The 24,017-nt window shown below is 40.6% G+C and carries 16 protein-coding genes and 2 pseudogenes; 13 read left to right on the top strand and 5 right to left on the bottom strand.

Features of this window, described 5'->3' with window-relative positions:
• Nucleotides 1–84: 84 nt before the first annotated feature.
• The 13 genes and pseudogenes from AC50YO_RS16085 to AC50YO_RS16025 all read left to right on the top strand — a co-directional run bounded on the left by AC50YO_RS16085 (nucleotide 85) and on the right by AC50YO_RS16025 (nucleotide 16,927).
• Nucleotides 85–1,179, top strand: coding sequence for a DUF3800 domain-containing protein (locus AC50YO_RS16085; protein WP_494848573.1), 1,095 nt, complete (start codon nucleotides 85–87; stop codon nucleotides 1,177–1,179).
• 291 nt (nucleotides 1,180–1,470) lie between these two features.
• Nucleotides 1,471–2,214: a hypothetical protein gene (locus AC50YO_RS16080; protein ID WP_494848571.1), complete on the top strand. Its 744-nt coding sequence runs from the start codon at nucleotides 1,471–1,473 to the stop codon at nucleotides 2,212–2,214.
• A 332-nt stretch (nucleotides 2,215–2,546) separates the two neighbouring features.
• Nucleotides 2,547–2,783 (top strand): annotated as a pseudogene (locus tag AC50YO_RS16075) (TetR/AcrR family transcriptional regulator); the annotation flags it as partial.
• Between the two features lie 206 nt (nucleotides 2,784–2,989).
• Nucleotides 2,990–4,432 carry an AcpB/EbpR/MafR family transcriptional regulator gene (locus AC50YO_RS16070; protein ID WP_494848568.1) on the top strand — a complete coding sequence of 481 codons (1,443 nt, stop codon included), beginning with the start codon at nucleotides 2,990–2,992 and terminating at the stop codon, nucleotides 4,430–4,432.
• Nucleotides 4,433–4,611: 179 nt separating this feature from the next.
• On the top strand, nucleotides 4,612–5,319 hold the full coding sequence (gene deoD, locus AC50YO_RS16065) for a purine-nucleoside phosphorylase (RefSeq protein ID WP_494848567.1): 708 nt from the start codon (nucleotides 4,612–4,614) through the stop codon (nucleotides 5,317–5,319).
• A gap of 97 nt (nucleotides 5,320–5,416) precedes the next feature.
• On the top strand, nucleotides 5,417–6,466 hold the full coding sequence (locus AC50YO_RS16060) for a BMP family lipoprotein (protein ID WP_494848565.1): 1,050 nt from the start codon (nucleotides 5,417–5,419) through the stop codon (nucleotides 6,464–6,466).
• An 11-nt stretch (nucleotides 6,467–6,477) separates the two neighbouring features.
• Complete coding sequence (locus AC50YO_RS16055; RefSeq protein ID WP_494848564.1) at nucleotides 6,478–8,016, top strand: ABC transporter ATP-binding protein; 1,539 nt, start codon at nucleotides 6,478–6,480, stop codon at nucleotides 8,014–8,016.
• A complete protein-coding gene (locus AC50YO_RS16050; RefSeq protein WP_494848562.1) occupies nucleotides 8,013–9,083 on the top strand; it encodes an ABC transporter permease in 1,071 nt (356 codons plus the stop codon). The genes AC50YO_RS16055 and AC50YO_RS16050 overlap by 4 nt, the downstream gene beginning before the upstream one ends.
• Nucleotides 9,073–10,005, top strand: coding sequence for an ABC transporter permease (locus AC50YO_RS16045; RefSeq protein ID WP_494848561.1), 933 nt, complete (start codon nucleotides 9,073–9,075; stop codon nucleotides 10,003–10,005). Before AC50YO_RS16050 ends, AC50YO_RS16045 begins: the two co-directional genes overlap by 11 nt.
• A gap of 19 nt (nucleotides 10,006–10,024) precedes the next feature.
• Nucleotides 10,025–10,975, top strand: a complete 951-nt coding sequence (locus AC50YO_RS16040; protein ID WP_494848559.1) for a nucleoside hydrolase — start codon at nucleotides 10,025–10,027, stop codon at nucleotides 10,973–10,975.
• A gap of 127 nt (nucleotides 10,976–11,102) precedes the next feature.
• A pseudogene (locus AC50YO_RS16035) lies at nucleotides 11,103–11,222 on the top strand (phosphopentomutase); the annotation flags it as partial.
• Nucleotides 11,223–11,487: 265 nt separating this feature from the next.
• Entirely contained in the window at nucleotides 11,488–13,866 is a 2,379-nt protein-coding gene (locus AC50YO_RS16030; protein ID WP_494848557.1) for an S-layer homology domain-containing protein, read from the top strand.
• 199 nt (nucleotides 13,867–14,065) lie between these two features.
• Nucleotides 14,066–16,927, top strand: a complete 2,862-nt coding sequence (locus AC50YO_RS16025) for a GLUG motif-containing protein (protein WP_494848555.1) — start codon at nucleotides 14,066–14,068, stop codon at nucleotides 16,925–16,927.
• A gap of 89 nt (nucleotides 16,928–17,016) precedes the next feature.
• Here the strand turns inward: AC50YO_RS16025 and gnd are convergent, their stop codons facing one another.
• From gnd to AC50YO_RS16000, 5 genes are all read right to left on the bottom strand, one after another.
• Entirely contained in the window at nucleotides 17,017–18,420 is a 1,404-nt protein-coding gene (gene gnd, locus AC50YO_RS16020) for a decarboxylating NADP(+)-dependent phosphogluconate dehydrogenase (RefSeq protein ID WP_494848554.1), read from the bottom strand.
• A gap of 104 nt (nucleotides 18,421–18,524) precedes the next feature.
• The gene (locus tag AC50YO_RS16015; RefSeq protein ID WP_494848551.1) at nucleotides 18,525–19,871 is read right to left on the bottom strand and encodes a GntP family permease; all 1,347 of its coding nucleotides are present in this window, start codon (nucleotides 19,869–19,871) and stop codon (nucleotides 18,525–18,527) included.
• Between the two features lie 29 nt (nucleotides 19,872–19,900).
• Nucleotides 19,901–21,439, bottom strand: a complete 1,539-nt coding sequence (gntK, locus tag AC50YO_RS16010) for a gluconokinase (protein WP_494848547.1) — start codon at nucleotides 21,437–21,439, stop codon at nucleotides 19,901–19,903.
• Nucleotides 21,432–22,163 (bottom strand): GntR family transcriptional regulator, encoded by a 732-nt coding sequence (locus AC50YO_RS16005; RefSeq protein ID WP_494848545.1) that lies wholly within the window; start codon nucleotides 22,161–22,163, stop codon nucleotides 21,432–21,434. The genes gntK and AC50YO_RS16005 overlap by 8 nt, the downstream gene beginning before the upstream one ends.
• 829 nt (nucleotides 22,164–22,992) lie before the next feature.
• Nucleotides 22,993–23,700: a VOC family protein gene (locus AC50YO_RS16000; protein WP_494848540.1), complete on the bottom strand. Its 708-nt coding sequence runs from the start codon at nucleotides 23,698–23,700 to the stop codon at nucleotides 22,993–22,995.
• Nucleotides 23,701–24,017: the final 317 nt, after the last annotated feature.

The following is a 24,017-nucleotide window of genomic DNA, read 5'->3' as shown; positions in this document are numbered from 1 at the left end:
TTTAGCATTTTTACTCAATAGGTAAAGTTTAGAAAAGAAGAGGTAAAAAGAGAGATATGAATAGAGGAAATGGTGAGAATTTAATTGAGTAAACTAACAGCCTTTGTAGATGAATCAGGAAATTCAGGTATTAAGATATTTAGTGGAACAGATAAGTTCCATTGGGTGGGAGTTATGCTTTCTCCCTATGATGTTGAATTAGTGAAGGATGATCTTAATATACTATTGAAGAAGGTAGATTTCAATGAGCTGCATGCGGGAGAGTTAGGACTTAGTAATATTAATTCAATAGCTAGGGGATTAATAAAAATCTACAAAGACATAGATGCAAAATTTGTTTTTTCAAGAGTAGAAAGAGAACATGTTGCAACGATGATGTTTGTCGACTTGATATTTGATAGTGTTAATAATAAGGCTACTCCTCGAGAACTCTACAATGTTAAATTTAATCGGCTTTTAGTTACTTATGCTATGGCAAAAACAATGACTACGGAGCATCGGAAAAAATTTTGGGATGTGTTAGGTCTGCTAGATAAAGGAGTGAAGCAATTTCAGGAATTGATGCAGGAAATAAAACAGCACTGTATAGATAACCCCAAGTATATTCCAGATATTGAAATGTTCAGTGCAATATTTGATTATGCTATTGCTCATCCAATACAAGTTCTAGAACTTGATATAATAGTAGAAGAACGAGCACGTATCCGCAGAGAAGGATTAAGAGATGATTCCGATGATGTTTTTAAAAACTATACGAAATATCTCTCTCCTAATTTAGCTACCTTTAATATAACAATTGGGGCGCTGAATCATTACTTAAGAAGAGAAAACTTGAAAATTTGTAAATTGGTTCATGACGAACAAAATGAATTTTACAAGCAATTGAAAAATTCTTTTGATAATAATACTAAAGTTATTGATTCTTCCGAGCTACACTCTGAGCCAATAATACAAACAGCTGATTATTTTACTGGAGATATAGAATTTGTAAATTCTGCCGATAATATTGGTATCCAGCTTGTAGATTTAGCTATCTGGTTAGGCAAACGAGTATATGACTTGGAGAAAGTCTTAAAAGGAGAATGTAAAGAACTATATCAGTTTATTGCTGAACGTAGCATAATAGATGGTTTCTCGTTAAAGGATCTTGAATATAGATTGGCAAAAGCAAGTAGATAATATTTTTTCTGTATGTGGAAGTCAAAGATAGGCCCCAATAAGCGTCCGTGGATACTGTAAACTGTATACATATGGAGTGAGATTTAGATTATCCAAACTTGCGCCTTTGTTTGCTGATTTTGAAGAATCAGTGAACAGGGCGCTTTTTTGTTAGTTAAATTGAAATTAAAAAATAAGCTAAATTAGATTTATGATATTATTTGTATTCTTGTGTTGTTTATTTAGCTTATGTGATTTATGATGATATCAAGAAAAGAAACCCATCTTATAAACCTGAAGGGAGATAGGGCAATGCAAATATTGAAGTTGGCGAGTGTATACAAGGACTGGAAAGCTAAAAATGATGGTGCTTCACAGATGGACAAATTAGTAGCTCGAACACTTTTAGCTACAGACGATGTATCATCAACACTTTTTATCACAGAGGTATCTTTTGAAGATGTTAGTCGTATCTACAACACATTAGAGGAACTCCGACTATCGAACAATACCGAAGATAACGACAGCGGAGAATTTAATCAGAAAAATGACGAGGATCAGCTTTTGTTTAAAAGCGTGGATGGTTCTGGTACAAAGAAGCGTATGAACAGAAACAAAGCAGTAGATTACGTAATGAAAAACATTGAAAATAACAATAAAGGAGCAAGAGTTGTTAAAAAACGTTACAGCACTATGGAAGTAGAACTGGTAGATAAACGAATTGTAAAAGTAAAGGTAGGTTTATCTAGAGACTATCATGATGCAAGTTACAATCCGCATAAACAATGCTGCTCGTGGCATAAGGAAGATGACCAGCATATTACTCAATTTGACTATCATATATACATGGTTGAAAACGGGGATTCATATAAAGGGCTCATTTTTAATACCAATGAAATACAGCAACATTTAAGTGAAAAGTCATATAATGGTCATTTCGCGAACTATTATTTTCATTGGAATTCAAATGGAAGCGTGACAGACGAACGTGACATAACGACACCTATAGATGTAACCATTTATGATGCGGACAAAATCCAGTGGCAACTTAAATAAGAGTAATGTTTATAGTGCAAAAATGTTGTATAGAAGAGGCTTTTCAGGAAAAGGAAAAGCCCCTTCTAAAACCGCCCGCTTAGTCGAGCAATTGTAGTGGAAGTTCCGTTTTTGAATTACTGTTACGTTAATTATGAAGGATACCCCGACGGGTGTTCTTCATTTCGCTCTATAGATGATATGCTGAACCGTACCACAAGTAACGGCAAGTTTTTTTGATGGCAATCGAGCAGAATCCATGCTGGGTAAGTCGGCTTTTGCTTGGAAAAAGTCCTTGAATAACTGACATAATAAACGCAGTCGTTCCTTGCGCTGTTGCTTGGAAGATCCCCATAAACGATTATCAGCATGAGCGCAATGTCTCCGCTATCCTTAAGGACCGGGGAGCACCTCCGGGTGAGGAGATGATTCGCCTTCTGGATTCCATGAGCGAGACGGAAGTGCGGCTGTTCCGGAGGATGTTCACGAACGGGCTGTTCGAGCTGATGGGGACCTACAGAGCATTTGAGTTCGGATTGAGGCTGATACTGTTGGGGTTTGAGCAGGTGATAAAGGAGCAGGAGAAGTAGGATTTATTTTGGGCTTAAATAAGTTTCATTGGAATAGACACAGGATGCCTAACTCATATTAGATGAGAGGGTATCCTGTTTTTGTGTAAAACTGTATATAAAGAATATAAGGTTCGCCAATCGACAGTTGGATATAAAAGGGTGATCGTCGAAATGGGTGGATGGGTGTATACTACAGTCATCATATGGAAAGTAGGTGAGAGAGAATGGATAAGGAATTTATATTAGCTAGCCAGCTATTAACATTGCTAGATACAGAACAAAGATGGTTTACCTTGGCCGAGGTTGAGAAAAGCCTAGGTATCTCCTATAAAACAATGCGTAAGATGATTGAGGAAATTAGCCAGCAATTACAATTATCATCCGCTGTTACCATTGAGGTTTCCAGAGGAAAGGGAATATTTCTTCAACGTGAGCGAAGTAAGACGATTCATGAAGTGATTTCTACGATGTTCAGACAAACGGTCTTTTATCGGCTAATGAATGTATTGTTTACGAGTGTGGATCGTCTCTCCATGGAGGAGCTTGCCGGGGCGATGTTTATGAGTGCCTCCTCTTTGAAAAAGTTGATTGTGCAATTAAATAATCATGATCTTAAGCCGTATAAACTGCGCATTACGTATTCCACCCCCATGATTAAAGGGAATGAAATGAATATACGATATTTTTATTGGAAGCTATATTGTGATGCCTATGAGTTCACAGGATGGCCTTTTGAAAATGTAATTTTTGATGATATCGATCAGTTAATTACGAATATAGAGCACGAAAAGAATATTGTGTATTTTATCAATTCCAAAAGGAAATTATCCTTTTTGTTAGCGATTGTTATCGCAAGAGTTGCGAAAGGGAAATGTGTAAAGATTGACGAGCATGGTTACCCATGGGAGAAGGGAATATTTTATTTGCCCGTGAAAACCCTAGCAAAGCAACTTGAACAAAAGCACGTTATTGAATTTCCCAATAGTGAAATATTTTTCATACAATCACAGTTTAGCCTCAGCCAATATCATTATTATGAAGGATCAGAGATAACACCGATGAAGGAAGTCAAGCTGCACGAGGACAAAGAAGAATATCAAATGGGCAATCTGCTTCTCACGTTATTGAGCAAGGCGTATCCCGCATTGGACATGGAAGAACGGTTTATACTGGAAATCTACGGATTCTTCGACAGGCTATTAATCGATAATGCCATTCCGGCATGGATGACGATATCCAAAAGCAATTTAACGGCATATGTTCAAAAGGAGTGCCAACAAATGTTTCAAGAATTGCAGGTCTGCATGCAAAATTGGAATAAATCTTACCCATCCATTTCGTATAATGACTTCCATTTAACAAAGTTGACCTTAATTGTCCGTTCAAGTTTACGTTACAAAACGAAAAGGGCTTTCTTAGTGATCGGGGAGGAGTTTTCCATTCGTCATTACATCGCAGATTTGATCAAGAAGGAAACAGGGGATCAGTTAATCATAAATACTTCCATCATGAAAGGGCTAACCGACGAAATTATGCAGGAGCATCACATTGATCTTGTGATTAGCAACATCCCTGTTGCATTAAAGCAGGTGCCTGTTGTGATGATTTCTACGATCCCATCCCCAAGAGATCTGGAAAGTATTCGCAAAGCGTTGCTCGAGTTATAACCTTAATTGCAGATATTCTATCATTTGGTCAAATTTTTCCCATTCCCTATATAGGATTCTGGTCTAGTTTATTAGGATGTAAAACCTTATGCTGAGTTTAGTTTCAAATCACACCTTCTGTTGGCGAGTGGAAGCGGTTTCAGCAAGCCTATTACACAATAAAGGTTGGGGGAAAAGGCATGAGCAGGCATTTAAGCGCAAAAAAGGGAGAAATAGCGGAACGTGTTTTACTTCCTGGGGATCCTTTGCGTGCAAAATTTGTAGCCGAACAATTTTTAGATGAATCCTATTGTTATAACGAAGTAAGGGGCATGTACGGCTACACTGGATTATACAAGGGTGTGCCGGTGTCGGTACAGGGATCAGGGATGGGAAATCCATCGATGAGCATCTATGCAACGGAATTGATCGTCGATTATGAAGTTAAGAAATTGGTTCGCATCGGTACATGTGGCGCAATGCAGGAAGAAATTAATATCCGCGATATTATATTAGCCCAAGCAGTGTCTTCAGATAGTAATTTGACGGAGAAGATCTTCCATGGCTGTAATTATGCCCCTACGGCAGATTTCTCCATGTTGATGAAAGCGTTTCATCAGGCACAAGATAAAGATGTAACTGTCTTTGTTGGTAACATCTATAATTCGGATGAATTTTATCGTGAAACCTTAGATCGACTTCACAAATTTATGGAATTTGGTGTATTAGGGGTAGAAATGGAAAGCACGGCCTTATATACGTTAGCCGCTAAATATGGTGTGAAAGCACTTACAATTTTAACTGTTGGCAGTCAATTATTAACACAGGAATACTTAACCCATGAAGAAAGTGAACAATCCTTTTATGAAATGGTTGAAATTGCACTGAACACAGTCATTGATGGCTAATCATGTTTATTTCCGCGCATGATCGGTGTAGGCTAATGTTCGTCCCATCAGAGGATTATGTATAAATAATTTTAAACAAATGACGGGGGTTATGTAAATGAAAAAAGGTATGTATGGAAAGTTTAGCTTAGCACTGTTAGCTTTTGCAATCATTTTGGGAGGCTGCAGCGCAGCTAACTCAGGCAATGCTGGCTCAAAGGGCGAGTCAACGGATAAGGATAAACTTTCAGTAGGCTATTATGTAAACGGTAACTTGGGTGACAGCGGATTTTTTGATTCCGCTAACGCGGGTTTAGAAAAGGCAACGAAGGAGCTAGGTGTTGAATTCAAGGCTGTACAAGGTGGTGGGAGTCAATCTGACTGGGCAATCGGCTTTGAGTCCATGGTTGCAAGCGGTAAATATGAATTAATTGTTGTGGGTACAAGCCAAATGAAGGAGATTGCGATTGATCTTGCAAACCGTTATCCAAAGCAAAAGTTCATTTATTTCGATGAAACAATTGTAGATGTACCTAATATCTACTCTGTAAAATACAACCAACGTGAGGGCTCCTTCTTGGCAGGTGCATTCGCAGCTATCGTTACGAACAGCAAGGAACTCAAAAATGCAAACCCGGAAAAGGTAGTAGGCTTCCTTGGCGGTATGGATATTCCAATCATTCAAGATTTCAAATCAGGCTATGAGCAGGGTGCCGCTTATGTGGATCCAGAAGTAAAAGTGATTACTTCGTTCGTGGGTGACTTTATTAACGCTCCAAAAGGTAAAGAACTAAGTATGGCGCAATACAATTCTCAAAAGGTTGATATTCTGTATTCGGTTGCAGGCCCGTCAGGAATCGGTGCACTGGAAGCTGCTAAAGATGTCAATAAATATGCAATCGGCGTGAACAACAACCAGAACAATGTACAACCAGGCCACGTGCTAACATCTATGCTTAAAAATGTAGACAGCTCAATCTTCCGTGCGATTGAACTATATCAGCAAGGAAAGCTTCCATTTGGCACAAATGAATCTCTAGGCTTTAATGAGAATGGAGTAGGTCTTGCAAAAGACGATCTTTACAATCAACATGTACCACAAACGATCCGCGATCAAGTAGAGGAAATTCAAGCGAAGCTGGTTAGCGGTGAAATCAAAGTAAAATAGGAGGTTTCACGATGGTAGACCTGCTGGAAATGCGCAATATTCATAAAGTATACCCGAACGGAACAAGAGCCAATAAAGGTGTATCCTTCTCCGTCCGCCAAGGCGAAATTCATGCCTTGGTTGGCGAGAATGGCGCGGGCAAATCAACACTGATGAAAATTTTGTTTGGTTTGGAAGCGCCTACAGAAGGAGACATCCTGTATCGAGGCGAGAAGATTACACTGAAAAGTCCAAAGGATGCAATAAAATATGAAATTGGTATGGTTCATCAGCATTTTATGTTGGTACCTTCCTTCACGGTAGCAGAAAACATTGTGCTTGGTATTGAACCACGCAAAGGGGTGCTGTCGGATCGGGGAAAGGCAGTAGCTGAAACAGAGCGACTCATTCAACAATTTGGACTCAAAGTAGATCCAATCGCTAAGGTAGAAAACATTTCCGTAGGACTGAAGCAACGTGTTGAAATCTTGAAGGTATTATATCGTGGAGCTCGGCTTATCATTCTTGATGAGCCGACTGCGGTTCTTACGCCACAAGAAACGGATGAATTGTTTCAATCACTTAAGAAACTTGTTCAAGAAGGTTTTACCATTATATTTATTACACACAAGCTTAATGAAGTCATGGGTATTTCGGATCGAATCACAGTACTAAAATCAGGAAAAACCATAACAACACTAACTACATCCGAAACGAATAAGGAAGAGATTTCGAGATTGATGGTTGGGCGTGACGTTCTTCTGCGTGTTCAAAAAGAGCCAGCTAAGCCGAAAGAAACGGTTCTGTCCTTTGATCAAGTAAGCTGTTTGTCGGATACAGGGAACCAGGTGCTTAAGGATGTATCATTCCAAATTCGAGCGGGTGAAATATTTGGTATCGCTGGTGTAGAAGGGAATGGACAGACGGAGCTGATTGAAGTCCTTACTGGCTTTAGAAAAAACTCTAAAGGGAAAATAACCTACTTGAATCATAATTTGGCGGAGCATACGATTCGTGAAATTCGTAATCTTGGTATAGGACATATTGCAGAAGACCGCCAAACACGCGGCGCTTGCTTAACTTCCTCTATAAAGGAAAATTTAATTCTTGATTTATATCGTGACCCTGCATTCCGTAAAGGGCCGTTTCTAGATCAAAAGAAAATTCGCGACCATGCTCAACGACTCATTCAGGAATTTAGCATTTTGACACAAAGTGAAGAGACATTAGCAGGTTCTTTGTCTGGTGGTAATATTCAGAAGATTGTTGTTGCCCGTGAAATTTCCAAAAATCCGAAACTGCTTATTGCTGCCCAGCCTACTCGTGGTGTGGATATTGGCTCCATTGAGTTTATTCATAAGGAAATTATTAAGAAACGTGATGAAGGAACAGCCGTGCTACTCGTATCTGCCGAGCTATCTGAAGTGATAAGTCTTAGCGATCGAATTGGCGTTATCTATAATGGAGAAATAGCAGTAATTCTGGAAAATTCCGATGATTTGACAGAAGAAGAGCTTGGATTCTATATGCTAGGTGTTAAAAAACAAGAAGTGAGGGTGAACGCCACATGAAACAGAGAAGTGCAATCAACCTTGACCTCCTAGGCATACTGCTGGCTATTGTGGCGGCCCTGTTTATTGGGATAATAGTAATTCTAGCAGTTAGCAACGAGCCAGTAGTGGCACTGCGCTCATTGTTTATTGACCCTTTTACAAGCTTGTTCAGCTTTGGTTCTGTACTCAATCGTATGGTACCACTTGTATTTACGGGCCTCGCAATTGTGGTCGTATTCCAAAGTGGAGTATTCAGTATGGGGGCCGAAGGCCAGCTGTATATGGGTGCACTAACAGGTGCGCTGGTAGCGGTGTATATTCCTGGACTATCTCCATGGATTCACATTCCATTAGTTATTATCGCTTCAATTGTTGGCGGAGGATTATACGGATTTATTCCAGGTTTCCTTAAAGCCGTATTTAAAGCGGATGAGATTGTATCTACGCTAATGTTTAACTTTATTGCCGTGCTGTTCGTCTCTTATTTGTTGAACTATGTACTTAAGGATCCTAACAGCGGGGGGTTTGCTCGTTTACCTTATGTCGAGAGCAGTGCAAAGCTAGGTCATATTATTCCGGGCATGCCGACGCATGCAGGCTTCTTGATTGCAATTGTAGCATCCTTTGTTGTTTATTTGCTAATGTACAAGACGAGAATGGGATATGAGCTGCGCACAGTTGGGAAAAACCCTTTATTTGCTGAATACGGTGGTATTGCAACGAAAAGGGTTATTATTCTGAGTCTTGCGATCAGTGGTGCGCTTGCTGGTTTGGGTGGAGCCGTTGAAGTAACGGGTATGCATGGCACACTTAAAGAAGGCTTTTCTGTAGGCCTTGGCTTTGACGGCATTATTGTCTGTTTACTTGCACGTAATCATCCGATTGGCGTATTGTTGTCCGCATTCTTCTATGCGTATCTACAGGTTGGCGGACAAGCGATGCAGGCTAACAGCGACGTTCCGCGCGATATCGCTATCATTATTCAGGCACTGCTTGTTCTATTTATTTCTTCACAAGCAATCTTTGCTTATTTGAAGCAAAGAAAGCTACGTTCCGCGCAAGGGGGTGCTCCAGTTGCTAAATAATATTTGGGAGCAGACAGCAAATTTAACGCTGATTGTTATACTATTGCGTACACTGCCGCCAATTTTGCTTGGAGCCTTGGGTGGACTCATGACAGACAGGGCAGGCGTTATCAACATCGGTATTGAAGGATTAATGCTCGTATCGGCATTCGGGTCGATTGCAATAGGTTCAGCCACAGGCAATTGGTTTCTTGGAGTGGCAGGCGGCACAATAGCATCTATGCTGGTCAGTTATGGAATGGCCTTTTTCTCGATAAAGATGAAGGTAGACATTATTATTGCCGGATTTGTTGTCAACATTTTTGGTGCCGGGATCACCGTCGTGCTCATGAGTATCTTATATCATTCGCATGGCAGTTTTGTTCCTCCCGTTTCAATGAAGATACCAGACGTTGTAATTCCATTTTTGGATAACATCCCGATCATTGGTAAACTGCTAAGCGGACATAATCTCATGGTGTGGATTGCTTTGCTAGCTGTTGTATTTTGTTTCTTTTTGCTTTATCGGACCCCTTACGGTGCACATTTGCGAGCAACAGGCGAAGAGCCAAGCGCAGCACGTTCGCTTGGGATCAATGTTGACCGCATTCAATATTCCGCGCTCATTTGGAGCGGCTTCTTTTCTGGTCTTGCTGGCGCATATTTATCCATGGGTATGACAAGCATGTTCGTGAGAGATATGACAGCAGGCACAGGCTTCCTTGCTTTGGCAGTTGTTATTTTTGGTAATCGTCATCCGTTTGGCATATTGGTGGGCTCAAGTGTATTTGCGCTTGCGAATGCTTTGACGATGATCATTGAGACAACACCAGGCAACGTTATACCAAGCCAATTTATTAAAATGGTTCCTTATGTAGTTACAATCGTTGCGTTAGTTATTTACGCAATTAGAAAGAACAGAAAGCCAGCATTAACATCATAGTTCTTTGGAGGTTATGCAAATGTACGTAGTAAACAAAATGATTATCGACGCGGACACAGGCATCGACGACTCCATTGCAATCTTGCATGCTTTGAAGGCTAAGGATGTAAGGCTGGAGGGAATTACGACGGTATTCGGTAATTCAAGCGTAGATCAGGCTACAGATAATACACTTCGCTTGATTCAACTCGCCCAGCCAGCCTATGAGGTGCCGGTAGCTAAAGGCGCTGCGAAACCATTAGTGCGCGAATGGGCGGGGCCTGTGGTCCATGTCCATGGTGATAACGGAATTGGTAATGTCGTGTTGCCGCCATCAGGGCAGCAACCGATTGCAGAATCTGCCGCACAATTTATCGTTCGGAAGGCAAATGAAATGCCAGGTGAAATCACATTGGTGACTCTAGGACGCTTAACAAATGTAGCACTAGCGTTAGAGCTTGATCCTGAGCTCCCTCGGAAGCTAAAGCGTGTTGTGACAATGGGTGGCACCGTATTTGCTCCAGGCAATGTAACCCCTGTCGTCGAAGCGAATTTACGCGGAGATCCAGAAGCGATTGACCGTGTTATTCGTTCCGGTATGTCTATGACACTTGTTGGGCTAGATGTAACGATGAAAGCGAAGCTGAACAAGGAGCATCTGGAACAGCTTGCACAGGTGTGTCGTTCGGAAAATTCTGCAATCGTACAATATATGCAGGATGCGCTTCAATGCTATTTTGACTACTATCGTCTAGAATCTAATTTAATGAATACTTGTCCGCTTCATGACCCGCTGACCATTCTTGTTGCTCGCAAGCCTGGAATCGTAAAGACACAGCAAATGAAGGTGCAAATTGAATGTGAAGGTACGATTACGGCGGGAGCTGTAATCGCTGATTTGCGGACAAAGGCAAACGATGGAGACGATATTACAGTATGTCTGGATGTCAATTCAGAGCAGGTTGTTCATGAATTGCTTTCTGTATTTTAGTAGAATATCTTGAACTGGAAATGGAGTTGTCCCTAACGCTTAGAAGTTTGCGGGATAACTCCTTTTTCTATAAGGTGGAGTATATACATCATACACACACCAGTTTAAGCGGATTTTTACCATCGTTATGGATTCTGTAGGGATTGGTTAAGCTCCGGATGCAGAGAAATTTGGCGATGTAGGATCGTATACGTTGCGGCATATCGCAGAAAGAATGAAGGGGCTTCATGCTCCTGTATTATCAAAAAGTTTCAATAAAGGAATTCAAAGCCTCAATATGGACATCGGGCGTTTGAAAATCGCAATAGTCAAAGATGGGTAATATCTCAATCAGCTTTATTTTGCCTACAACAAGCTAAGGACTTAAGATCTCACCATTATAAGAACAAATGAATCTACTTAAAGAGTTGGCTACTCTCTTTCATAATTCTTTCATAGGCCAATGCTATGATGAACGATGATCATCGTGAATTCGAGTCATTGGATCATAAATTAGGCTATGGAGGAACAAAATGAAACTCTTGGGAAAACGAATAGTGTTGGTGTTTATTGTGTTTGTGATGGTGGTTGGGAATTACCCGGGATGGAGGGCAACTGAGGGGATTGTTCATGCTGCAGTGGGCTTTGCAGGAGGATCGGGTACGAGCGGTGACCCGTATCAGATTGTATCAGCAGACCAACTGAATGAAATAAGAAATCATTTAAGTAGTCACTTTATTTTAATGAATGATATCGCTCTGAGTGCATACGATTCTAATTATCCATGGGTACCGATAGGCAGTCAGGCATTTCCATTCCAAGGAAGCTTGAATGGCCAAGATTATAAGATTACGGATTTATTTATTAATAATAGTTCGGTTGAGTCTTCAGGACTATTCGGTGATGCTGGAACTTCAAGCCGTATACATAATCTAATCTTAGAGGCTGTTGAAATTAAAGGTATCGAATATGTAGGCACCTTGGTTGGATTTAATAAAGGGGTTATTAATCATGTCAGTGTTACAGGGAGCGTATATGGAGAGGAAGATGTAGGTGGATTGGTCGGTCGTAATGATGGAGGGGAGATCTCCTTCAGTTATGCTACTGGCAATGTAAATGGTCAAACTAATGTAGGCGGATTACTTGGGAGTAATAATAATGGCAATATATCTTACAGTTATGCCACAGGAAATGTCACTGGATTAGTGGATGTAGGTGGACTGCTCGGCGGTAATGATAACGGAACGATTACACTCAGTTATGCAACTGGCAATGTAACGGGCAGGGAAGATGTTGGTGGTTTAGTAGCAGATAATGATGATGGAGTTATCTGTAATAGCTATGCAACAGGAAGTGTGAACGGAGCTGTAGCAGGAGCAGTAAACGGGAGTGACTCAATTGGGGGGCTAGTAGGAGATAATAAATCAGGAGAAATTATAGATAGTTATTCGTTAGGACCAGTGAATGGAGATCTATCCGTTGGTGGATTAGTCGGTATTAATGGCAGTGGAGTCATTACCAATAGTTATTATAATAGGGATACCTCAGGACAATCAGACAACCAAGGCCAAGGCCTAACTTCTGAGGAAATGAAAGATAAAAACTCATATTTATTCGCGGATTTTGACACGCACTGGGCTATTGATCTACATCATAATGGATATCCTTATTTGAAAGCTATTCAAGCCTTTGTCACTTATGTAGGAAATGGTGAGGATAGTGGAAACGGGCTATTCAGTAGTCCATCTTATATTCCAAACTCATTAGTGATAATTCAGGGCAACCAACATAATTGGTTGAAATCAGGATTCACCTTTAATAATTGGAATACAAAAGCGGATGGCAGTGGGGTGAAGTATAACCCAGGTGATACGTTAGCATTAAGCAGTAGTATCCTTTTATATGTAAATTGGAAAAATATTGAGCCTGATATAATCAAGCCGGGTGCCACCTTCGGTAACTTTACGCATGGCCTGCTATTTAAAGTACAACCTGCATCGGTTACCGTGTCTCTTAGCGAAGCGGTCTATTGGATTGCTGGAGGAGCCCAGTTAGTTGAAGATAATGCATTGCCACTTATCAGCATGGAGATGAATGGTGCGCCATTTACAGCGTATACGGCAAGCTTTGATGAGCTTGCAAACGTCTATACTTTAAGCTTTAACGGTACCCTGCAGGATGGGGAATATGAGGTATTGGTAGCTGGGAATATGGTAAGAGATGCAGCAAATAATGTTCTTGATGCAGCTCATGCCAGCTTTATTGTCAAGCAGGCCTCACCGAATACATCTGTGCCCACTACACCAACGAGTCCACCCGTAGATGAACAGGAGCCTATTCCTCAAGAAGCGTCTTGTACTTTCAAAGATCTTGAGAAACATTGGGGCAAAACGGATATTTGCGAGGCTGCAAGATTGGGGATTGTTGAAGGTATAGAGGTTATTAGATATGCACCAAGCTTGGAAGTAACCCGGACAGAATTCGCCATTATGCTGGCGCGTGTATTACAGCTACCTGCCATTGAAGATGAAGAATTGATCTCATTCGATGATCAGGAAAGTATTCCGACATGGGCAAGACCGATGATTAAAGCGGCGCTAACACAAGGTTTCGTCACTGGTTACCCAGATGGAACGTTCCGTCCTGAGCAGAATATTACTCGGACTGAAATGGCTGTGATGCTGGCAAAAGCGATGAAAGATGATATCAACAGCACACACGAGCTAGTCTTCGCGGATCTTACAAGTATTCCTGCTTGGGCATTACCCTCTGTAGCCTTAGTGAACGAGCGAGGGTTGATACAAGGTCGGGGAGGCAACTTATTCGTACCTGACGGCCTTACGATAAGAGCAGAAGCGGCTGTCGTATCCTTGCGATTATGGCATTTACTTCATAATAGTAAAGTTAAATAACGAGTACGAAACTAGAGATATCTGAGCTAGACCGACCCGTTAAGTCATACTTAATTGACTTAACGGGTCGGTCTTTTTTTATGCTTATAATCGTTTTAAAATGAAGCCCATTTCACACAGAAGCTCTTTCATTATTCTTTCATTGCTGTGTGCTATCATCATAGCAACATATTTTCTTAATTAACGAAGGAGGATAATAATGAAATTGCTTTATTGGAGTAGGCAAGTAATTACATACTTATTGGTTTTATTAATGGTTTTTAGTAGTATTCCAAGTTGGATAAATCCAGAGAGAGTGTATGTACATGCTGCAGGGACCTTTGATGATGGTGTGGGAACAAGCAATAATCCCTATCTCATTTCTACTGCTGGTCAGTTATATGAAATGAGGAACCATCTGGATAGCCATTTTGAATTAATAAATGATATTGATTTGAGTAATTATGATGCTAGTAATCCATGGGAACCAATTGGCACCGAAGCCAATCCATTCACAGGAAGTTTAAACGGCAACAATTATACCATTTCCAATTTGTTTGTTAACACACACTTTTCTACGTCTAAGTTGGGTCTATTCGGTCATATGGATAGCTCTGGAATCATAAAAAATCTTAACCTTAAAGATGCACATGTAGAGGGTGAGCATGAAGTCGGTGCTCTAGCGGGTTATGTTAGTAATGGGTTATTTGAGAATATTACGGTCACAGGCTCGGTCTATGGGCAGTATTCTAAAATAGGAGGAGTCATTGGAAATAGCGTTAATAGCATCCTCAATGATATTAAAGCTGAAGGGTATGTGGAAGGATATAGTGAAGTAGGAGGAGTCACTGGATATAGTGAAACATCCAAACTTACTGATATTCGTATTGCAGGGAGTGTAACAGGGTTTGATGATGTTGGTGGAATAGGTGGATATAGCTGTGAGGATTCCGTTAATAACGTTTATTTTGACGGAACCGTAACAGGTACGCATTATTATATAGGCGGTCAATTTGGCAGATTTAATAATGGTACTATTCTCAATAGCGGTTCAAAGGGAAATGTGTCGGGGCATCAATATATAGGCGGTCTAGTAGGTGGTCTTGATAGCTCTACAGTCAGTAAAAGCTATTCTCATGCCAATGTATCGAACACCGATGATGATATGGGAGGGTTAATTGGAAACAGTATGAACTCCCATATTGAACATTCCTATGCTACTGGCAGTGTAACAGGAGAAGATGATTTAGGTGGACTAGTTGGATATAGTGAAGAGACATTAATCGAACACTCCTATGCTACCGGTCATGTAACAGGTGGTGATGATGTCGGCGGCTTGGTAGGCGATAACGAGGGAGGTACTATCTCTTATAGCTATGCTACGGGCGATGTTGTTGCAGAATCATATGTTGGTGGTTTAGTGGGTGAGAATGAGTCTCCTGTAAGTACAGAATCGCGAGTTCAATATAGCTTTGCTACAGGAAATGTAACTGGAGATAGTGAGGTAGGTGGAGTTGTAGGCTACAATTATAAGGGTATTGTCAATAATAGTTATGCAAAAGGCAACATAACTGGAGATACCATGATAGGTGGTTTAGTAGGGGATAATCTACAAGGAATAGTTGAATATAGCTATTCAATAGGGCTTGTAACGGGAGATACTGATCTTGGTGGTTTAGTTGGCTCTAATGTTGGTGGAACAATTGTAAGCAGCTATTATGATACAGATACATCAGGACAGGTGGATAATCAGGGAGCAGGGTTACCTTCAAGTGATATGAAAAGAATAGACTCCTATATGGACTGGGATTTCGACACATTATGGAATTTGGATACACAAAATAATGGCTATCCTTACTTTAAACTATACGGAGATCTCAGTGGATTGAGTTTATCTTTGGATGTGACTCTAAGCCCGATTTTTGACAAATGCACAACTAGCTACACAGCAAACGTTGCAAATAGTGTTAGTAGTATCCAAGTGACATCGAATACAGCTGCATATAATTCTAAATTAACCATCTCGATAAATGGTAACAGTCCACAGGCAATAAATAGTGGTGAACCAAGCAATCCATTGAATCTAATCGTAGGGCCGAATACGATTAATGTGGTAGTTACGGCATTAGATGGAGCCATCTCTAAGACGTACACAGTCATTGTTACACGCAGTCAGTCAGTGGGTTCATCAGTGGGTTCCTCACTGGGCTCTAACGCTAATCTTGAGAAAGTCGTTTTTTCAGAAGGGCTGCAACTAGATCCAGTATTTAGCCCGAATATTTTCAGTTATAGGTTAAATACAGAGAGTGGCACGCAGTCTATTAAAGTTATTCCAACTTTACAGGATAATTATGCAAGTATAGATTTACGAGTGAATGGGGTTGCCTATGCTGTTACAAGCGGACGAGAGAGTGAGGATTTACCACTTAAAGTGGGAACTAATGAAATTGAAATTAGTATAACCGCACCTAATGGTACGGTTAAACGTTATATGTTCACAGTCATACGTGAAAAAGAAGCAGATGTTGAGTACACATGCTATTTTAAAGATATTGAAAACCATTGGGCAAAAGCAGATATTTGTGAAGCAGCCAGCTTGGGAATTGTAGAAGGAATAAATGCTAACTATTTTGCACCAAATATTGCGGTCACACGTGCGGAGTTTATCGTGATGCTGCTTCGTACGTTACAAATGAAACAGCTTGAGGAATCAACGGATAGCGTATTCACTGATCATGATAGTATTCCCAAGTGGGCTCGCCCAGCCCTATATACTGCAATAAATAAAGGAATGATACAAGGATATTCTGACGGATCTTTACGTCCACTTGAGCCAATAGATCGAACAGAAATGGCAGCAATCATCGTTAGGTTTATGAAATGGCAAGAAAGCAGTGACAAATCATCTGGTTTTTCGGATGAAGAAACTATTCCTCATTGGGCTAAGGGATATGCTCAAATAGCATTTGAGCAAGGGATATTAACAGGACGATTAAATCATGCTTTTGCACCTTTTGCTAAAACAACTAGAGCAGAAGCAACGATTGCGATGTTAAGACTTCGAAAAAGTATAGATGTATAAATAAAATTAAAGTTGTCCCTTTTGGGACAACTTTTTTACTTTAATAATAGCTTAGTATAAATGACTGCATAGGGTTTATAGAGTATCAATCACTGCCAGTTTGTGTGGAACGCTCCTGCTAAATCAGTTCGTTCATAGGTATGGGCACCGAAATAATCTCGTTGTGCTTGCAACAGGTTAGCATTTGACAGGCCTGTCCGATAACTATCGTAATAAGTTAGGGAAGAGCTTAGACAAGGGAGCGAGATGCCGCTATTAATACCCTCACAGACAATTTTTCGCAATCCTGTTTGATACTTTTTAATCTGCTCAGTAAAGTACGGGGCTAGCAGTAAATTAGCCAGATTCGGCTGCGATTGATAGGCTTCGCTTATGACATTTAAGAACTCTGCGCGAATGATACAGCCACCGCGGAAAATAAGGGCAATATCCTTCAAAGGCAAATCCAATCCGTAAAGCTCAGAAGTCATTTTATATTGTGTAAAACCTTGCGCGTAGGCACAAATTTTGCCCATATATAAGGCTTGTCTACTATGCTCAATCCACAAGTCTTTATCCAAATTCAACTGATCCATCTCTGGGCCAGATAGAATGTTTTGTGCATAGAGCCGTTCCTCTTTTAAAGAGGAGATATAACGGGCGAACAAAGACTCTGTAATAATGGACGATGGTATCCCATTATCAATGGCTTGAATGCTCGTCCATTTACCTGTGCCTTTCTGCCCTGTTTTATCAAGGATGACATCGATCAGCGGCAAGCCTGTTATTTCATCTTTTTTTCGTAAAATTTCGGCTGTGATCTGGATTAAATAACTTTTTAGTTCACCCTGATTCCAGGTTTCAAAGATATCGGCAATTTCATCAACAGGCAAGCCCAACCGTTTTCTTAAAAAGGTATAAGCTTCTGCGATTAATTGCATATCTGCATATTCAATTCCGTTATGGACCATCTTTACAAAGTGGCCTGAACCTTTTGGACCCATATAAACACAACATGGATCATCGTCCACTTGGGCTGCTATTTTTGTTAGAATAGGAGCTGCTTTTTCATATACGTCTTTATCCCCGCCGGGCATGATCGAAGGGCCTTCAAGAGCTCCAACTTCGCCTCCAGAAATACCGATTCCTAAATAACCGATTCCTTGCGCGCTCAACTGATTGTATCTGCGTTCAGTATCTTCGTAATGGGAGTTCCCACCGTCCATGATGACATCGCCAGCTTCAAGAAAGGGTACTAATGCATCTATGACCGAATCGATCGGCTTGCCCGCTGTAACCATAAGGAATACTTTTCTTGGAACTTCCAGGGAGCGAACGAATTCTTCAATTTCGTAGTAGGGATGGATGGATTGGCCTTCAATTCTATCAACCAATTTATCGGTTAAATCCCTTGTATAATTATAGACAGCCACTTGTTCACCTTTACTAGCCATGTTTAAAGCGATATTACTGCCCATTACCCCTAACCCAATGACACCAATTGTATTGAACATTTATTCCAGCTCCTTTGATTATGATGATTAGACAGCAAAGCCCCACTTGTATACTTAGAAGGTACTAAGTCTACAAGGAGGGCCAATGCCTTCGACATATTGATTTATACGACCAAACTTAGTAGCAGAACGAACACTAATCCAGATACAGAAACGATGGTCTCAAGCAATGTCCATGTTGCAAATGTTTCTTTCATGCTTAGGCCAAAATATTCTTTGAACATCCAGAAGCCAGCATCGTTAACATGAGAAGCTATCAAGCTTCCTGCTCCCGTTGCAAGCACAACCAAAGCAAGATTGACGTCAGATTGCCCTAATAGCGGAATAACTAGACCTGCCGTTGTTAAAGCCGCGACCGTAGCAGAGCCTAAGGAGATACGCAGAATTGCAGCGATAATCCAGGCAAGCAGGATTGGCGATAATGAAGTCCCGTGGAATAAATCGGCTACATAGTCGCCTACGCCGCCATTAATCAATACTTGCTTGAAGGCGCCGCCGCCCCCAATGATTAAGAGCATCATCCCAATATGAGTAATCGCATTAGTACAAGATTCCATTACCGTTTTAATTGGAATTTTTCTTGCCAATCCCATGGTGTAGACAGCAACGAGTAAGGAGATCAACATGGAGGTTGATGCATCACCAATAAAACGGATGGCTGCCAGCAGGCTGTTGTCTTCGAAGCCCAATGTTTTTTGAAGCAACGTAATAATTGTGGCAATCGACATTAGAATAACAGGAAGCATTGCCGTAAATACACTGATACCGAATCCAGGTGTATCTTCTAATTTAAATTCTTTTTGTACACCTAGAGAGGCAATATTGCCTGTCTTCGTAAAGGATGCGGGTACAAGCCTTTTAGCAATCTTCGTAAATATCGGTCCAGCCAGAAGGACTGTCGGGATCGCAATAATGAAACCGTACAGTAAAACTTCACCAATGTTCGCGCCATACTCACCTGCAATAACGGTAGGTCCTGGGTGAGGAGGCAAGAAGCCGTGTGTGACGGATAGAGCTGCAGCCATTGGTATACCGAGATATAAGATAGACACCTTTAGTTGTCTAGAAATGGCGAATACAATGGGAATCAATAATACTAAGCCCACTTCGAAAAATAATGCCACACCGATAATGAATGAAGCGGCTACGACCGCCCATTGAATATTTTTTTCACCAAATTTATGAACGAGGGTCATGGCAATTCTTTGCGCGCCGCCAGAGTCAGCGATCAGCTTGCCTAACATCGCTCCAAGACCAAAGATTAACGCTAAGTGACCAAGTGTGCCGCCTAATCCGGCTTCAATCGTTTTGACAATTTCCTCTAATGGCATTCCAAGTGCTAAAGCGACACCGAACGATACAATAATTAAGGAGATAAAGGTATTTAATTTGAACCCCATTATTAAAACTAATAATGCTAAAATACCTATTGCTACGATGACTAATGGCATGGTGTGATTTCCTCCTGCTAGGTACCTTATTAGTGTTTTATTAAGCTTCTTTGATAATTGGCAATCCGCGCATAATCATCTTCTAATGCTCTAGATAGACTAATGAAGATTGGAAGCAATTCTCGATATTCCATTGTCGCTTCTTCATTTGGTGTGTGTTTGATCGTAGTGCCGATCATTTCCGATACGATGTCAAAGGATTGGATTCGTCCTGTGGCATATAAGCCTAGAATACAAGCACCTAGACAAGAGCTTTCGTAGCTTTCGGGAACGACTACTTCCGATTCGAATATATCGGACATCATTTGCCGCCAAACATCGGATCTTGCGAACCCTCCGGTAGCTTGAATACGAGTTACAGGGGTGTCCATACATTCGATTAACGCTAAAAATACGGTGTATAAGTTGTAAATGACCCCTTCGAGGGCTGCACGAATCATATGTTCTTTCTTATGTGACATCGTTAAGCCAAAGAATGAGCCACGTACGTCTGGGTTCCATAACGGCGCACGTTCGCCAGCGAGGTATGGATGAAAGATCAATCCATCAGATCCCGGCCTTACGAGTTCAGCAATCTTAGTTAATACATCATAGGGATCAATTCCTAGTCTTTTCGCTGTTTCTACTTCTGATGAGGCCAGCTCGTCACGGATCCACCGCAGAACCATACCGCCATTGTTCACGGGACCGCCAATGACCCAATGATTCTCTGTTAACGCATAACAAAATATTCTACCCTTCTCATCCGTTTGGGGCTTGTCAATAATGGTTCGAATGGCACCGCTTGTCCCAATCGTGACCGCAATTTCTCCTTTACGGATCGCATTTACACCCAGATTAGACAGCACGCCATCGCTGGCACCAATAACAAACGGTGTTTGTGGATTGATACCAATCTGTTTGGCCAATTTTGCATCAAGGTTGGTGAATATCTTGGTGGTGGGTACAAGCTCAGATAATTGAGCAGGTGTGATACCAGCAATTTGTAGAGCCTCTGCATCCCAATCCAAGGTTTGGAGATTCATCATGCCCGTGGCTGAAGCCAGGGAGTGATCAATAACATATTGATCAAACATTTTTTTGAAAATGTATTCTTTAATCCCGATATATTTTTTAACCTTGATAGCGGTTTCAGGCAGGTCATTCACAATCCAAGTTATTTTACTTAATGGGGACATCGGGTGAATCGGTGTTCCCGTACGTTTATAGATTTCATGGCCATTCAGCTCATCTTTTATTTTATGTGCCCATGCTTCACTACGGTTGTCTGCCCAAGTGATGCAAGGCGTTAGCGGCCGATCATCGTCATCCATTGCAATGACGCTATGCATGGCACTGCTAAATGAAACAAACAACAGTTTTTTCTGTGAATGATGCTTCATAATATTCGAAATTGCTTGGAGTACGGCTTGGAAAATCTCTTCCGGGTCTTGTTCAGCTGTCGACATGTCCGGTGTATAGAGCGGGTATCCAATATTCTCTTGTTGAATGACTTCGCCTTGTTCACTGAATAATACGGCTTTCGTACTTGTGGTGCCTATATCTATTGCTAACATAAAATTAGTCATTTTGTTGCACAACTCCTTTCGAAAGCATTTGTTGTGAAGTCCATGGCTCTTCAACGCTGCCCTGAACATCATCAAAATTAACATGCAATGATTTAATCATGAGCTCTCTATCTTTTGCTCTAATTGCTTCAATGTAGATTTCATGATTTTCTATAATCCGCTCAAAGTCTTGAGCCTTTTCTTTTAAGCGCATTCTCATCGACAATAGAATAAAGCTTTCCATAACGGGTTTTAAATTATTCCAAATCATTAGGATGTAGGAATGATTAACGGAACGAATAATCGTTTCATGGAACAAAACATCTTGATAGGAAAACTCATCGGCATCCTTATATTTAATGGAGATCTTCATCATCTCTAGTATTTTACTAAGCTCCATTACTAATTCATTCGTGTCTATGCGTACAAGCCTTTCAAATACAAATGATTCTATAAGTAAGCGGACATCATAAATTTCTTCGATCTCTTTTTCCGATAAGCCAATAACAATTGCACCCATTCTTTCTAGACGGATGATATTTTCGGATGCCAGTATTTTTAACGCTTCACGAATAGGTGAGCGACTTACAGCGAAATCTGCAGCTAATTTGTTTTCCGATAATGTGGTACCGCTCTCAATCTCGCCAGAAATAATACGCATTCTAAGCTCGCACGCTACACGATCACCAGCAGAGGCCTTTGAAAGCCATTTGAGAGGATATAGAGATTCCTGTGATTCGGTCATACATTCACCTTCTCAATCCAGTATACTTGTATACAAGTATTATAACCAATTCTTTTAACTTTGCAATCGCTTTATTAGTTGGCGCTATGACCATTATTTGCAACTTAAAGAAGTATGATGCATCAGGAAAAGTTATGTTTTGTAGGGGATGGCCTTGCCATCAGTGTTATGTAAGCAGTTGATAACCCTAAAATGCGGGCCGTTGGTTTTAAACAGGAGTTCGAAGGCAAATTGAAGGGACTGTTCCAAAAGTCATGAAGATGATTTTTGGGACAGTCCCTTTCCTTCTTATGTATTTTTAAAGGTAGAAGGGCTTAAACCTCCAAAACCTCTAGAAGCCTTATCTCTTACACTACTGATGGCGCATAGGATAGCTTACCCTATTTTATGAAGCGTTTTTCGTAATAATAGGCATAGTTTGGCGGAAAATCAGAGATAACGTCAGCTATATTCAGTAGTCGGAAACCGACCTTCTCCACTAAGGAACATAGCCTCACTGATGCTCCTTTTTTTCTGTCTGGGCAGTGATTTAGAGCATATGTATTCATTAAATTGTACATGACATACCTTCTCCAACTTGGGAGCCTGCTTTTTGGTGATCAGTCCTTTCTTTTTTCAAAGGCGGCGATTAGAACAGCTACAGAAAGGCCGATCCTGAAGCGACCTTTCATGGGAATGAAAGAAGATCACAATACAATGAGGCTTGCGAAAGTGAGTCTTAAGGTCAGGTGGCTTTCGCTCGCCCACAACTTTTGGGCCAGCCTCTTAAATTTGGTCGTTATAGACAGTTCGGAAGAACCTTGGTGAAGCGGGGAATTGAATCAATTATTTAATTCTCGTGGGAGTTTAGCGACGAATTAACTATTGAAAGACTATAGGGATATTGCCCAATTGCAAATATTCCTTCATGATATCCTTCAACAGTAATTTCTGTTTTAAAAATATCCGCATTTTTATCTGAGCCAAGCCAAACCCTTTTATATGCAGACAAAATGAATAATCCATCTGCATCACCTACTGCAGCGAATGTTTCATTGCTATTCTTATATTCATGGATGGAATGATTTGTGCTCAATAAGTCTTTCATGCTATTCACATTATTAACGACAAGACCGATTTCACTGATATTTATTAGATCTTTACCTGAAAATGGAGTAGATATTGCGTTATCAAGAGTATGCCTAGCGATAAATTCAATGATATTGCCCGCAGGGTCATAAAAATAAATCGATGTTGAATCCCAGCTTTGAGAATATGTTGTATATGAGTTGTCTGCCAATAAAGTTAGTGTAACCCCGACCGATTTTAGCCACGCTATTGATTCATCCATTTTGTTTTCTGGAATGTCAAAGGCGAAATGATAAAATGGGTCTGCCTTGGTACTATCCGAATGCTCGAAAATTAAGTCTGATTGCCCCACTTTTACAGTAAACGTATCGCTTGAACTCTCCACCAAAGGAAGCCCGAGAACATAAGTGTAGAACTTATTTAGTTGTTCTAATTGTTTTGTGAGTAATTTAATACTATATATCCGCAAAAAGGTTCACTCCTCACAATATTTTCGTTCAAAGAATATATTCAGGAATATAATACCATACGAAGTTACATGGCTACTATTTTAAGAACGTGACTTATTTCAACATCAATCTCCTTAGGAACGGCACACATCTTGGGTGCCGTTTAATTTTGCTTTGTAGATGATGCCGTGAATCATTTCATAAACAGTGTAAAAAATTAACTGCTGTTTTCATGGGTATATTTATTATATTGACAACACAACTGATAACAATTATCATTATCATGAAAATTAAATGAGAAGGGTTTTCAGTGGGGGGATTGTATACCAATATTCTG

The sequence above is a fragment of the Paenibacillus sp. J22P59 genome (assembly GCF_059383895.1).
The sequence above is the reverse complement of the archived record's forward strand: the minus strand, read 5'-3'. Positions and strand labels throughout refer to the sequence as shown.